Origin of the sequence: Neisseria blantyrii, from assembly GCF_962747855.1 — a bacterium.
Lineage (GTDB): Bacteria > Pseudomonadota > Gammaproteobacteria > Burkholderiales > Neisseriaceae > Neisseria > Neisseria viridiae.
Window position 1 is genome coordinate 1 of record NZ_CAUIZY010000013.1, and the last position, 14,808, is coordinate 14,808.

The window sequence follows — 14,808 nt, forward strand, 5'->3', positions numbered from 1 at the left end:
CAGGAAAACCCCCCCCCCCCCCCCCCGACATTTCGCGGAGGAGGATCGCCGTCATCAAAAAGCCTGAAATCACAAAGAAAATATCGACACCGAGAAATCCGCCCGGCAGCCAATTTTTTTCGATATGGAACACGATGACGGACAAAACGGCGGCGGCGCGCAATGTGTCGATGTCCGGGCGGTAGGGTAAGGCTTGGCTCATAATGTTTTTATAGCGGATTAACAAAAACCAGTACGGCGTTGCCCCGCCTTGCCGTACTATCTGTACTGTCTGCGGCTTCGTCGCCTTGTCCTGATTTTTGTTAATCCACTATACTCGAAACGCGGCGGCGCAAATGCCGTCTGAAAGGTCATTTTGTATCGGGGCTAGGGATATTCGGAATGACGGACGGCTTCCCGTAACGGCGGGGCGGCTTGTTTTTGGCAAGCCGTCAGACGCTTGCCGATCGGGCGGAATTTTATTTTGATGCGGCTTTATTCCTGCGGCACGGGAAACGCCGGAACCGTCAAAAACCGGCTTCAGACGGCCTTAAGCTGAAAAAAGGCCGTCTGAAAAGCGTTTTGCCGGGTTTACACGTTAAACAAAAAGTGCATCACATCGCCGTCTTGCACGACATATTCTTTGCCTTCCACACGCATTTTGCCGGCTTCTTTGGCTTTGGCTTCGCCGCCTAAAGCGATGAAGTCTTCGTAGGCAATCACTTGTGCGCGGATGAAGCCGCGTTCGAAGTCGGTGTGAATCACGCCGGCGGCTTGCGGGGCGGTGTCACCTTTGTGTATCGTCCACGCGCGGACTTCTTTCACACCGGCGGTGAAGTAGGTTTGCAGCCCCAAAAGGTCGTAGCCCGCGCGAATCAGACGGTTCAGGCCCGGTTCTTCCAAGCCCATTTCGGCGAGGAATTCGGTTTTTTCGTCGTCTTCCAACTCGGCGATTTCGCTTTCCATTGCGGCGCAAACGGCAACGACGGGGGCGTTTTCTTTTTCAGCCAATTCTTTCAGGCGGTCGAGGTGCGGGTTGTTTTCAAAACCGTCTTCGGAAACGTTGCCGACGTACATGGCAGGTTTGGCAGTCAGCAAGAACAGCGGTTTGAGCATGGCAAGTTCTTCTGCGTCCAAACCGAAGGAACGCACGGGTTTGCCTTCGTCCAGATGCGGCAGCAGTTTTTTGCACAAATCGACCAGCTTTTGCGCGTCTTTGTCGCCTGAGCGTGCGCGTTTTTCTTCGCGGACGATGGCTTTTTCGACGCTGGCCAAGTCAGCCAGTGCCAACTCGGTGCCGATGGTTTCGATGTCGGCAATCGGATCGACTTTGCCTGCAACGTGGACGATGTTGTCGTCGTCAAAGCAACGTACGACGTTAACAATCGCGTCAGTCTCGCGGATGTTGGCGAGGAACTGGTTGCCCAAGCCTTCGCCTTTGCTCGCGCCTGCGACTAAGCCGGCAATATCGACAAACTCGACGATGGCGGGCTGCATTTTTTGCGGATTGACGATTTTCGCCAGCTCCGCCATACGCGGGTCGGGCACTTCGACGATGCCGACGTTGGGTTCGATGGTACAGAAAGGATAGTTTGCCGCTTCGATGCCCGATTGGGTCAGCGCGTTAAAAAGGGTGGATTTGCCGACGTTGGGCAAACCGACGATGCCGCATTTCAAGCTCATGTTTTTTCCTGAAAATAGAGAAATTTAACGGCGGATTATAGCATACCGCCGCCCGCGTTCCGAAAAAATGCCGTCTGAAACGGCTTCAGACGGCATCCGGTTTCAGAAAACCGCTCAGAACAAGCCGTGAATCACGCCGTGTTCGTCCACATCGATTTTCTCGGCGGCCGGAACTTTCGGCAGACCCGGCATTTTCATCATATTGCCGCACAACGCAACAATAAAACCTGCGCCAGCGGAAACAGTAATACCGCGCACGGTAATGCGGAAGCCTTCAGGGCAGCCCAACAGTTTGGCGTTGTCGCTCAAAGAGTATTGGGTTTTCGCCATGCAGATCGGCATTTTGTCCAAGCCTAGTTTTTCCAGTGAAGCGATTTCGGCAGACGCTTCCGCGCTGAAATCAACATCTTCCGCGCCGTACACTTTTTGGGCAATCGCACGGATTTTGTCTTTAATGCCCAATTCGACATCGTAGGCGAAACCGAAGTTATTGGTTTGATTTTCGATGGCGTTAACGACTTTGCGCGCCAAATCCGCGCCGCCCGCGCCGCCTTTGCCCCAGACTTCGGTCAGGGAAACTTCAACGCCGTGTTCCGCACAGGCTTTTTCAATCATCGCCAACTCAGCATCGGAGTCGGACACGAAGCGGTTGAGCGCAACGACGACGGGCAGACCGAATACGTTTTTCAGGTTGGAAATGTGTTTCAGCAGGTTGGGCAGACCTTTTGCCAAAGCGTCTAAATTTTCTTCGCCGAGGTTGGCGCGTTCCACGCCGCCGTTATATTTCAAAGCTCGGACAGTCGCCACGACAACAGCCGCATCAGGTTTCAAACCGGCAAGGCGGCATTTGATGTCGCAGAATTTTTCCGCGCCCAAGTCCGCGCCGAAGCCTGCTTCGGTTACGGCGTAATCGGCAAGGTGTTTCGCCAGACGGGTTGCGGTAACGGAGTTGCAGCCGTGGGCGATGTTGGCAAACGGGCCGCCGTGTACGAAGGCGGGCGTGCCTTCGATGGTTTGCACCAAATTGGGCTTAATCGCATCTTTGAGCAATGCCGCCATCGCGCCGTGTGCTTTCAAATCTTTGGCGTAAACGGGGCTGCCGTCTTTGGCGTAGGCGACAAGGATGTTGCCCAAACGCTCTTTCAAATCGCCGATGTCTTTGGCGAGACAGAATACCGCCATGACTTCGGAGGCAACGGTAATGTCGAAGCCGTCGGGGCGCATCACGCCGTCAACGGGTTTGCCCATACCGTCGATGATATTACGCAACTGGCGGTCGTTCATATCGACCACGCGCCGCCACAGCACACGTTTGGGGTCGATGTCCAACTCGTTGCCCTGATAGATATGGTTGTCGAGCATCGCGGCAAGCAGGTTATTCGCCGCGCCGATGGCGTGGAAGTCGCCGGTAAAGTGCAGATTGATGTCTTCCATCGGCAAAACTTGGGCATAGCCGCCGCCCGCCGCGCCGCCTTTCACGCCGAACACAGGCCCCAAAGAAGGCTCGCGCAAAGCAATCACAGAGTCTTTGCCGATATGGCGCAATGCGTCCGCCAAACCGATGGTTACGGTGGTTTTGCCCTCACCCGCAGGAGTCGGATTAATGGCAGTAACCAAAATCAGACGGCCTTGTTTTTGCGGCAGTTTAAACGCTTCGGCAGGATTGATTTTGGCTTTGTAATGACCATAGGGCTCGATGTTGTCAACGTTCAAACCCAGCTTGGCGGCAATTTCACCAATCGGGCGCATGGTGGAAGACTGGGCAATTTCAGCATCGGTTTTGAAGCTCATGATTTTCCTTTATTGAGTGAGGGAAGGCCGTCTGAAACAATCTCAAGAGACGGCTGGAAGAAAAAGAATATTCGTTCTATTATAACGTTTTCCAAGAATAAACCGCAGTGAAAATTTCGATATTTCATCAACAAGCGGATTCATATTGTCAACAATTCAAAACAAAAGGAAAAAACATGAGCAGCAACGCATGGCTGTTTTGGGCATTGGCATCGGCAGGCTTTGCCTCATTGACCGCCATCTTCGCCAAAATGGGTTTACAGGGTATAGATTCCGATTTTGCCACCTTTATCCGCACCTTGGTCATCCTCGCCGCTTTGGTCTTGTTTTTAACCTACACCGGCAAATGGCAGGGCGTGAACGGCTTTACCGGCCGCAACTGGACATTCCTCATCCTATCCGGCCTTGCTACCGGCGCATCTTGGCTTGCCTACTTCAAAGCCCTGCAACTGGGTAACGCCTCGCAAGTCGCCCCCGTCGACAAATTCAGCCTGGTTTTAGTCGCCCTGATGGCAGTAGTCTTCCTCGACGAACGCCCCAGTACGCAGGAATGGATAGGCTTGGGCTTGGTAACCGCAGGTGTATTGACGCTGGCTCTGAAACGGTAAAGCCGCAAGAAATAAATGAAATGCCGTCTGAAAAACTGTTTTCAGACGGCATTTCCGTTTCTGTCCATCCTCAGCACTCAACTACGCGCACGGATACGGGGATAGCTTTTTTCTGAAGTGTGGCGGCGAGTCCGGCGAGCGAGGTTTCTTTGTAAGTCGCCTTCATATCCCGACCGGTCTGCAACATGGTTTGGATGACTTCGTCGAGCGAGACTTTCTTGTCCGTGCCGTCTTCCAATAATGCTAGGGTGGCAAGCTTAAGAGCTTTTTCGGCGGCGATGCCGTTGCGTTCGATGCAGGGGATTTGCACCAGTCCGCCGACGGGGTCGCAAGTTAAGCCCAAATGGTGTTCCATCGCCATTTCGGCGGCGTTTTCCACTTGTTTGGGCGTGCCGCCGATGACTTCGGCGTATGCGCCCGCCGCCATCGAACATGCTACTCCGACTTCGCCTTGGCAGCCGACATCCGCACCTGAAATGGAGGCGTTGGTTTTGTAGAGGATGCCGATTGCGCCTGCGGTAAGCAGGAAATTCTCGACACGCTCCTGTGTGGCGTGGGGGTTGAACTTGCGGAAATAGTGCAATACGGCGGGAATGATGCCTGCTGCGCCGTTGGTCGGCGCGGTAACGACGCGTCCGCCGGCGGCGTTTTCTTCGTTGACCGCCATGGCGTACACCATCGGCCAAAGCTGGGTGTTGACGATTTCGGTTTCGCGCAGGACTTTGAGTTTGGCGGCAAGCTGCGGGGCGCGGCGGCGAACGTTCAATCCGCCGGGCAGTTCGCCGTCTGCCGCCAAACCGCGCCTGATGCAGCCTTCCATGACCTCGGCAACACCGGCAACACGGCGGCGGATTTCGGCTTCGCTGCATCCGGCAAGCGCGGCTTCGTTTGCCAATACGGCTTCGGAGATGTCGAGCTGGTTCAGACGGCATTGGGCAAGCAGCTCGGCACAACTGTTGTAAGGATAAGGAACGGTTTTTTCCGTTTCCACCTGCCGCTCGAAGTCTTCTTCGGTAACGACAAACCCGCCGCCGACCGAATAATAAACCTGCTCCTTCAAGACTGCCCCGTCTGAAGCATAGGCGGTGAAACGCAGGCCGTTCGGATGTTTGGGCAGCACTTGGTCGCCGCGTATATGCAAATCGCTCCGAGGGTCGAACACAATTTCATTTCCGTTAAGCAGCAGGATATGCCGGGAGCGTATACGCTCGAGGCGGTCGGGAATGTCGGCAAGCGGAATATCGTGCGGCAGACTGCCTTCCAAACCGAGCATCAGCGCGTCAAACGTACCGTGCCCGCGCCCTGTCAGTGCGAGCGAGCCGTAAATGTCAATGATGACACGGGCAGCCTGCCCGCTCAAACCTGCCGCAAATGCGGCGGCAGCCTTCATCGGGCCGACCGTATGCGAACTGGAAGGCCCGATACCGATTTTAAAAATATCAAAAATACTGATCATATTTTACTCCGACGGTTTTTTCAGACGGCATGGGTTCCGTTTGACAAACCAAAAAGGAGACGCGGCACGATGCCCGTCTCCTTTTTTAAAACGGCACTTATGCGTCGATATTTTGGGCAATCAGCGCGTTGTTTTCGATGAAGGCGCGGCGCGGTTCGACCTCGTCGCCCATCAGGGTAATGAACACTTCGTCGGCGGCAATGGCGTCCTCAATGCGTACCTTCAGAAGGCGGCGCACGGACGGATCCATCGTCGTTTCCCACAGCTGTTCGGGGTTCATCTCGCCCAAGCCTTTGTATCGTTGGATGGACATACCTTTTTGGGCAACGCTCATCAAGATGTCCAAAGCGGCTTCAAAGCTGTCCACATCGTACTCGTTTTCGCCTTTGTAAAGCTTGGCGTCCTCGCCGACCATGCCTTTGAGTGCGGCGGCGGTTTGGGTGAGGGTTTGGTAGGCTTTGCTGTTGAGGAACTTGGGTTCGATGTAGCTGACCATGACGTTGCCGTGCAGCTTGCGCGTGATTTTGATGAACCGGTGTCCTTCATGACCTTCGATGCGTTCGAGGGCGACTTCTTTTTCGTCGAGCAAACCGGAAAGTTCGGCAACGGCTTTATCGGCGTTTTCAGACGACGTCAAATCGATGGGCGACGCGTGCAGCATGGCGCGCAGGACGAGTTCGTCCACGAAGCGGCTTTCCTGTTCGATAACGGTTTTCGCCAACAGGAATTGTTTGGCGGTATCGACAAGTTCTGCGCCTTCGATGGTGCGGCCGTCTGAAACGATTTTGGCTTTTTCCAAGGCGAGGCCGAGCAGCCATTGGTCTTTTTCCAGTTCGTCCTTGAGGTAACGCTCCTGCTTGCCGTATTTGGCTTTGTAGAGCGGCGGCTGGGCGATGTAGATGTAGCCGCGCTCGACCAGTTCGGGCATTTGGCGGTAGAAGAAGGTCAGGAGCAGGGTGCGGATGTGCGCGCCGTCCACGTCGGCATCGGTCATGATGATGATGCGGTGGTAACGCAGTTTTTCGGGGTTGAACTCTTCTTTGCCGATGCCTGCGCCCAGCGCGGTAATCAGGGTGGCGACCTCTTGGCTGGCGAGCATTTTTTCAAAACGGGCTTTTTCGACGTTCAAAATTTTGCCTTTGAGCGGCAAAATGGCTTGGAATTTACGGTCGCGGCCTTGTTTGGCAGAACCGCCTGCGGAATCGCCCTCGACCAGATAAAGTTCTGACAAGGCAGGGTCTTTTTCTTGGCAGTCGGCGAGTTTGCCGGGCAGCCCCAAGCCGTCCATCACGCCTTTGCGGCGTGTGATTTCGCGGGCTTTGCGGGCGGCTTCGCGCGCGCGCGCGGCATCGACGATTTTGCCGGTGATGATTTTGGCTTCGGTCGGGTTTTCTTCGAGGAAGTCGGTCAGGGCTTGGTTGATGACTTCGTTGACGACGGGGCCGATTTCGCTGGAAACCAGTTTGTCTTTGGTTTGCGATGAGAACTTCGGATCGGGCAGTTTGACGGACAACACGCAGGTCAAACCTTCGCGCATATCGTCGCCGGCGGTTTCCACTTTGGCTTTTTTGGCGACTTCGTTGGCTTCGATGTAGCTGTTGATGGTGCGCGTCATCACTTGGCGCAGTGCGGTCAGGTGTGTACCGCCGTCGCGCTGCGGGATATTGTTGGTAAAGCACTGCACGCTTTCCTGATAGCTGTCGTTCCACTGCATCGCGCATTCGACGCTCATGCCGTCTTTTTCGCCGAACGCGTAGAAGATTTTTTCGTGCAACGGCGTTTTTTTGCGGTTCATGTATTGCACGAACCCAGCCACGCCGCCGGAAAGGGCGAAGCTTTCGTGTTTGCCGTCGCGCTCGTCGGTCAATTCGATGTCCACGCCGTTGTTCAGGAACGAAAGTTCACGGATGCGTTTGGCAAGGATGTCGAAGCTGTATTCGACGTTGCCGAAGGTTTCCGTACTGGCGAGGAAGCGCACGGTCGTGCCTTTTTTGTCGGAATCGCCGACAACTTTCAACGGCTCTTCGGTTTCGCCGCGCACGAAGCGGACGAAGTGTTCTTTGCCGTCGCGGTAGATGGTCAGCGTGACCCAGTCGGACAGCGCGTTGACGACGGACACGCCCACGCCGTGCAGGCCGCCGGAGATTTTGTAGCTGTTGTTGTCGAACTTGCCGCCCGCGTGCAACACGGTCATGATGACTTCGGCGGCGGAGCGTCCTTCTTTCGGGTGGATGCCGGTGGGCATACCGCGCCCGTTGTCGGCCACGCTGACAGAATTGTCGGCATGGATGGTTACGGTGATTTTATCGCAATGTCCCGCCAGTGCTTCGTCGATGGCGTTGTCCAATACTTCGAACACCATGTGGTGCAGGCCGCTGCCGTCCTGCGTGTCGCCGATGTACATGCCGGGGCGTTTGCGTACCGCTTCCAAGCCTTCGAGCACCTGAATGCTGTCGGCACCGTATTCTTCGTGTTTTTGTTCAGTCATATTTTTTGCCGGATTTTGAAAAGATTTTGCGATGCCGCCAAAACAGTCCGCACCTTGTGAAAAAAGCGGGCGGGACGGCGTATATAATTGTGTATTATAGCCGATTTTGCCGCCTAATTCAGCGTTATCCGCATCCGTATGCCGTCTGAAAGGGCGGGCGGCGCATTGGCGGCCGGTACGGGGCGGGATTTGCTGGCAAAGTGGCAAAAGCGTTTTTTTGCCACTAAAATCTACGCCCTATACTTTTCGGACAGGGGCGCGGAAATGGAAATCTGGAATATGTTGGACACTTGGCTCGATGCCGTCCCGATACGCGCGGAGGCGGTTGAATCCGTGGCGGCGGTTGCGGCTTTGCTGCTGGCGCGCGCCCTTCTGTTGAACATCCGCTTCAGACGGCATCCGGATTTCAGCATCGAAAGCAAGCGGCGGTTTTTGGTTGCCAGCCGCAATGTAACGCTGCTTTTGGTGCTGTTTTCGCTGGCATTTATCTGGTCGGCGCAAATTCAAACGCTGGCTTTGTCAATGTTTGCGGTGGCGGCGGCGGTCGTCGTGGCGACAAAAGAACTGATTATGTGCCTGTCGGGCAGTATTTTAAGGTCTGCCACCCAGCAATACTCGGTCGGCGACTATATCGAAATCAACGGCCTGCGCGGGCGTGTGGTCGACATCAACCTGTTGAACACGCTGATGATGCAGGTCGGCCCGAACCCCTTGGTCGGACAGCTTGCGGGAACCACCGTTTCTTTCCCCAACAGCCTGTTGTTGAGCCATCCCGTGCGCCGCGACAATATTTTGGGCGACTACGTCATCCATACGGTCGAAATCCCCGTTCCCATCCATTTGGATTCGGATGAAGCCGTATGCCGTCTGAAAGCCGTACTCGAGCCCTTGTGCGCGCCCTACATCCCCGCCATTCAGCGGCATTTGGAAAACGTGCAGGCGGAAAAACTGTTTATCACGCCCGCCGCCAGACCGCGCGTTACCCGCGTGCCGTATGACGACAAGGCATACCGCATCATCGTCCGCTTCGCTTCCCCCGTTTCAAAGCGGCTGGAAATCCAACAGGCGGTTATGGACGAATTTTTGCGCGTACAATACCACCTGTTAAATCATCCCGCCGGCTCCGAAACACTTTAACTTTCCCCGTCCGGCACCATTTCCGGCTTCAGACGGCATATTGCCGATATGCCGTCTGAAGCACAACACGCAAAGGAAACCCATCTTATGACTGACAACGCACTGCTCCACTTGGGCGAAGAACCCCGTTTCGACCAAATCAAAACCGAAGACATCAAACCCGCCCTGCAAACCGCTATTGCCGAAGCACGTAAACAAATCGCCGCCATCAAAGCACAAACGCACACCGGCTGGGCAAACACTGTCGAAAAACTGACCGACATTACCGAACGCGTCGGCAGGATTTGGGGCGTGGTGTCGCACCTCAACGCCGTCGCCGATACGCCCGAACTGCGCGCCGTCTACAATGAATTAATGCCCGAAATCACCGCCTTCTTTACCGAAATCGGACAAGATATTGCCTTATACAACCGTTTCAAAACCATCAAAAATTCCCCCGAATTTGCAACGCTTTCCCCCGCACAAAAAAACAAGCTCGACCACGATCTGCGCGATTTCGTCCTCAGCGGCGCAGAACTGCCGCCCGAACAGCAGGCAGAACTGGCAAAACTGCAAACCGAAGGCGCGCAACTTTCCGCCAAATTCTCCCAAAACGTCTTGGACGCGACCGACGCGTTCGGCATTTACTTTGACGATGCCGCACCGCTTGCCGGCATCCCCGAAGACTCGCTCGCCATATTTGCCGCCGCCGCGCAAAACGAAGGCAAAACAGGTTACAAAATCGGCTTGCAGATTCCGCACTACCTCGCCGTCATCCAATACGCCGACAACCGCGAACTGCGCGAACAAATCTACCGCGCCTACGTTACCCGCGCCAGCGAACTTTCAGACGACGGCAAATTCGACAACACCGCCAACATCGACCGCACGCTCGAAAACGCCCTGAAAACCGCCAAACTGCTCGGCTTCAAAAACTACGCCGAGCTGTCGCTGGCAACCAAAATGGCGGACACGCCCGAACAGGTTTTAAACTTCCTGCACGACCTCGCCCGCCGCGCCAAACCCTACGCCGAAAAAGACCTCGCCGAAGTCAAAGCCTTCGCCCGCGAACGCCTGAATCTCGCCGACCCGCAGCCGTGGGATTTGAGCTACGCCGGCGAAAAACTGCGCGAAGCCAAATACGCGTTCAGCGAAACCGAAGTCAAAAAATACTTCCCCGTCGGCAAAGTTTTGGCAGGACTGTTCGCCCAAATCAAAAAACTTTACGGCATCGGATTTACCGAAAAAACCGTCCCCGTCTGGCACAAAGACGTGCGCTATTTTGAATTGCAACAAAACGGCAAAACCATAGGCGGCGTCTATATGGACCTCTACGCCCGCGAAGGCAAACGAGGCGGCGCGTGGATGAACGACTACAAAGGCCGCCGCCGCTTCGCCGACGGCACGCTGCAACTGCCCACCGCCTACCTCGTCTGCAACTTCGCCCCGCCCGTCGGCGGCAGGGAAGCGCGTTTGAGCCACGACGAAATCCTCACCCTCTTCCACGAAACCGGCCACGGCCTGCACCACCTGCTCACCCAAGTGGACGAACTGGGCGTGTCCGGCATCAACGGCGTAGAATGGGACGCAGTCGAACTGCCCAGCCAGTTTATGGAAAACTTCGTCTGGGAATACGACGTTTTGGCACAAATGTCCGCCCACGAAGAAACCGGCGAGCCCCTGCCGAAAGAACTCTTCGGCAAAATGCTTGCCGCCAAAAACTTCCAACGCGGAATGTTCCTCGTCCGCCAGATGGAGTTCGCCCTCTTCGATATGATGATTTACAGCGAAAGCGACGAATGCCGTCTGAAAAACTGGCAACAGGTTTTAGACAGCGTGCGCAAAGAAGTCGCCGTCATCCAACCGCCCGAATACAACCGCTTCGCCTTGAGCTTCGGCCACATCTTCGCAGGCGGCTATTCCGCAGGCTATTACAGCTACGCATGGGCGGAAGTATTGAGCGCGGACGCCTACGCCGCCTTTGAAGAAAGCGACGACGTCGCCGCCACAGGCAAACGCTTTTGGCAGGAAATCCTCGCCGTCGGCGGATCGCGCAGTGCGGCAGAATCCTTCAAAGCCTTCCGGGGGCGCGAACCGAGCATAGACGCACTGCTGCGCCACAGCGGCTTCGACAACGCGGCTTGATCGATGTGAACAAAAAATGCCGTCTGAAACAATCAAACAGTGTTTCAGACGGCATCAGCATTTGCACGGTTTCGCCATTTTCACAAAAACAGCAAGCCAAAATCCCGTCATTCCCGCACAGGCGGGAATCCGGAAACTCAAAGTTGCAAGAATTTATTAGAAATGGCTGAAACTCAACGAACCTAGATTCCCACTTTCGTGGGAATGACGGGGTTTTGGTTTCCGTGCGGATGGATTCGTCATTCCCGCGCAGGCGGGAATCCGGACCGGTCGGCACGGAAACTTATCGGGAAAAACGGTTTCTTTAGATTTTACGTTCTAGATTCCCACTTTCGCGGGAATGACGCGGAAAAGTTGCTGTGATTTCGGATAAATTTTCGCAACGTTTAATTTCCGTTTTACCCGATAAATGCCCGCAATCTCAAATCCCGTCATTCTCCAAAAACAAAAAAATCAAAAACAGAAATCCCGTCATTCCCGCGCAGGCGGGAATCCGGACCTGTCGGTGCGGAAACTTATCGGATAAAACGGTTTCTTGAAATTTTACGTTCTAGATTCCCACTTTCGTGGGAATGACGGGATGTAGGTTCGCGGGAATGACGGCATTTTTTGGCAGTCCTTACCCGATCAGCCCCAAGTGCGACAAGAGTGTCCAAGTGCCGATGGCGATCAGCACCAGCCCGCCGGCAAACTCCGCACGTTTCCCAAACAGCCCGCCCAACGCCCCGCCTGCCGCCAGTCCGACCGCCACCAGCACCGTCGTCGCCATACCGATGATTGCGGCGGCAAAGGCGATATTTACCTCGATAAACGCCAAGCCCACCCCGACAATCATAGAGTCGATGCTGGTGCCAAAAGCAGTCAGAACCGTCAACCACCAGCTTTCCCGTTTGTTTTCCCGCGCGTCCTCCGCCCCGCCGGACAACCCTTCGTGCATCATTTTCAGACCCAGCCCGCCCAGCAGGACGAAAGCCGCCCAATGGTCCCATTCGCTGATAAACGGCTTGGCATAAAAACCGCCTATCCAGCCTGCCAGCGGCGTGAGCGCTTCAACCGTGCCGAACACCAAAGCCGTTGCTGCAATTTTGCGCGGAGGCATTCTGACCGCCGCACCCTTTGCCAGCGCGACGGCAAACGCATCCATCGACATCCCCAGCGCAATCAAGAGCAAAGCGTAAAGACTCATACCGCACCCGTCCTTAAAAAGGGCGGATTATAGCAAAACAGCAAAGTGCGAAAAACGCCACGCGAAAACCCGCATCCCGTCATTCCCGCAAAACAAAAAATCAAAACTGAAATCCCGTCATTCCCGCGCAGGCGGGAATCCAAAAACTCAAAGTTGCAAGAATTTATTAGAAATGGCTGAAACTCAACGAACCTGGATTCCCACTTTCGTGGGAATGACGGGATGTAGGTTTCCGTGCGGATGGATTCATCATTCCCGCGCAAGCGGGAATCTAGAGTTGTCGGTGCGGAAACTTATCGGGGAAAACGGTTTCTTTAGATTTTACGTTCTAGATTCCCACTTTCGTGGGAATGACGGGGTTTTGGTTTCCGTGCGGATGGATTCGTCATTCCCGCGCAGGCGGGAATCCAGGTCTGTCGGTGAGGAAACTTATCGGATAAAACGGTTTCTTTAGATTTTACGTTCTAGATTCCCGCTTTCGCGGGAATGACGCGGAAAAGTTACTGTGATTTCGGATAAATTTCCGCAACGCTTAATTTCCGTTTTACCCGATAAATGCCCGCAATCTCAAATCCCGTCATTCCCCAAAAACAAAAAATCAAAAACAGAAATCCCGTCATTCCCGCGCAGGCGGGAATCTAGAGTTGTCGGCGCGGAAACTTATCGGGAAAAACGGTTTCTTTAGATTTTACGTTCTAGATTCCCACTTTCGTGGGAATGACGGGATGTAGGTTTCTGTAACCCTGCGTTCTGGATTCCCGCTTTCGCGGGAATGACGCGGAAAAGTTTCCGTGCCGGTTTGAACCGGTGGGGATGGTGCGGGAATGACGGCGGAAAAGTGGGCTGTGGGGCGGGAATGACGGGATATTTTGCGTTTAATAAAAAACGCCCGCCGAAACGGCAAAGGCGGACGGAGGATGCCGTCTGAAGCGGCAAAGGGGAATAGAAAATGCCGCCCGAGCGGTTCGGGCGGCATTTGTTTTCACGGCGGGTTCAAACCCGGTCATTGTCCTTATTTGGCGCGGCAGGAAGACGGCAGGAATTTTTCTTTCACAGTACCTGCTTTACAAGTCCATTCGAACGAGCCGGAGTTTTGTTTGCCTTCCAATACCAAGGTTGAACCTTTGATGTCGTTGTTCACACCGGAAGAGTTCATGGTAGCGGTAATCTTAGCAAGGGAAGCAGTGCCAGAAACATTAACCGATGCCACATACTTACCTTTAATATCGCTAGCATTAGCAATACCTGCGGAAGTATTGGTGCTCGGGAACGTGCCGTTGTCGGAATAATACTCGACCACTGCGGATTTTTGACCTTCTGCCAAAGTCAGGGCTTCGGACATTTGGGCGCGCGCGGTGTAGTCTTGGTATGCGGGCAGGGCGACGGCTGCCAAGATACCGACGATGGCGATGACGATCATCAGCTCGATCAGGGTGAAACCTTTTTGGATTGCTTTCATTTGGATGACTCCTGTTTGAAAATGTTTAAGTTTGATTGAAAATCTGCGGCATCTGCCGCAAACGTAAACCCGTAATGTATTTGACCGATGGTTTTTTTGGTTCGGCTTGCCTTCTTACCAGCAAGCGGCGTGCTAAAAACGGGTTCGGCTCGGCATTTTACAGAATATTTTTTTATTTGTCTGTTTGGTATGGGTATTTTTTTATATCAACGCGGCGCGGCTTGCGGCGGAATAATGCGGCGGGCTGACGTTTTTTGTCAGTTGTGACAATTTTTGTCAGTTTCGGGCTGACGTTTTTTGTCAGATTTTGTCAGATTGGGTTTTTTTTGGTTTTTTTTTGGGGGTGTGGGGCAGGGTGGGATTGGTGTGATGACGAAATATAAGTTTCCGTGCGGACGAGTCCTGGATTCCCGCCTGCGCGGGAATGACGGATATGTCCACACGAAAACCCGTATCCCGTCATTCCCACGAAAGTGGGAATCTAGAAACTCAAAGCTGCAAGAATTTATCAGAAATGGCTGAAACTCAACGGACCCGGATTCCCGCTTTCGCGGGAATGACGCGGAAAAGTTGGCTGTGGGGCGGGAATGGCGGGCTGAAGCCCACCCTACGTCCCGCCCTACGGAACGTTGAACCGTCATTCCCGCGCAGGCGGGAATCCAGTTTTGTCGGCGCGGAAACTTATCGGATAAAACGGTTTCTTTAGATTTTACGTTCTGGATTCCCGCTTTCGCGGGAATGACGCGGAAAAGTTGCTGTGATTTCGGATAAATTTTCGCAACGCTTAATTTCCGTTTTACCCGATAAATACCCGCAACCTCAAATCCCGTCATTCCCGCAAAAACAAAAAAATCAAAAACAGCAATCCCGTCATTCCCGCGCAGGCGGGAATCTAGA

Annotated in this window: 10 protein-coding genes; 3 read left to right on the forward strand and 7 right to left on the reverse strand. The window is 54.2% G+C overall.

All coding sequences use genetic code 11. The features are described 5' to 3' along the window. The 3 genes from Q9J80_RS09380 to Q9J80_RS09390 all read right to left on the reverse strand — a co-directional run. The coding region (locus Q9J80_RS09380) for an acyltransferase family protein (RefSeq protein WP_239992502.1) at positions 1-202 on the reverse strand (202 nt) is incomplete at its 3' end. Positions 203-570: 368 nt separating this feature from the next. Continuing rightward, positions 571-1,662, reverse strand: a complete 1,092-nt coding sequence (gene ychF / locus Q9J80_RS09385) for a redox-regulated ATPase YchF (protein WP_301673012.1) — start codon at positions 1,660-1,662, stop codon at positions 571-573. A 114-nt stretch (positions 1,663-1,776) separates the two neighbouring features. Continuing rightward, positions 1,777-3,453: a formate--tetrahydrofolate ligase gene (locus Q9J80_RS09390; protein WP_301673011.1), complete on the reverse strand. Its 1,677-nt coding sequence runs from the start codon at positions 3,451-3,453 to the stop codon at positions 1,777-1,779. A gap of 176 nt (positions 3,454-3,629) precedes the next feature. Between Q9J80_RS09390 and Q9J80_RS09395 the strand changes: the two genes are divergently transcribed. Continuing rightward, entirely contained in the window at positions 3,630-4,061 is a 432-nt protein-coding gene (locus Q9J80_RS09395; RefSeq protein ID WP_003680126.1) for an EamA family transporter, read from the forward strand. Positions 4,062-4,131: 70 nt separating this feature from the next. Here the strand turns inward: Q9J80_RS09395 and Q9J80_RS09400 are convergent, their stop codons facing one another. Together Q9J80_RS09400 and gyrB are read right to left on the reverse strand one after the other, a co-directional pair. After that, positions 4,132-5,517, reverse strand: coding sequence for an L-serine ammonia-lyase (locus tag Q9J80_RS09400; RefSeq protein ID WP_301673010.1), 1,386 nt, complete (start codon positions 5,515-5,517; stop codon positions 4,132-4,134). Positions 5,518-5,614: 97 nt separating this feature from the next. Beyond that, positions 5,615-8,005 (reverse strand): DNA topoisomerase (ATP-hydrolyzing) subunit B, encoded by a 2,391-nt coding sequence (gene gyrB / locus Q9J80_RS09405; RefSeq protein WP_304672821.1) that lies wholly within the window; start codon positions 8,003-8,005, stop codon positions 5,615-5,617. A 264-nt stretch (positions 8,006-8,269) separates the two neighbouring features. Between gyrB and Q9J80_RS09410 the strand changes: the two genes are divergently transcribed. Beyond that, positions 8,270-9,142, forward strand: coding sequence for a mechanosensitive ion channel family protein (locus Q9J80_RS09410; RefSeq protein WP_304671566.1), 873 nt, complete (start codon positions 8,270-8,272; stop codon positions 9,140-9,142). An 87-nt stretch (positions 9,143-9,229) separates the two neighbouring features. Then, positions 9,230-11,266, forward strand: coding sequence for a M3 family metallopeptidase (locus tag Q9J80_RS09415; protein WP_301673016.1), 2,037 nt, complete (start codon positions 9,230-9,232; stop codon positions 11,264-11,266). A 619-nt stretch (positions 11,267-11,885) separates the two neighbouring features. On the opposite strand, the gene Q9J80_RS09420 is transcribed toward Q9J80_RS09415, so the two are convergent. Together Q9J80_RS09420 and Q9J80_RS09425 are read right to left on the reverse strand one after the other, a co-directional pair. Next, the gene (locus Q9J80_RS09420; protein WP_304672822.1) at positions 11,886-12,452 is read right to left on the reverse strand and encodes a manganese efflux pump MntP; all 567 of its coding nucleotides are present in this window, start codon (positions 12,450-12,452) and stop codon (positions 11,886-11,888) included. A gap of 1,012 nt (positions 12,453-13,464) precedes the next feature. Then, the gene (locus tag Q9J80_RS09425; RefSeq protein ID WP_304672823.1) at positions 13,465-13,911 is read right to left on the reverse strand and encodes a pilin; all 447 of its coding nucleotides are present in this window, start codon (positions 13,909-13,911) and stop codon (positions 13,465-13,467) included. Positions 13,912-14,808 lie beyond the last annotated feature (897 nt).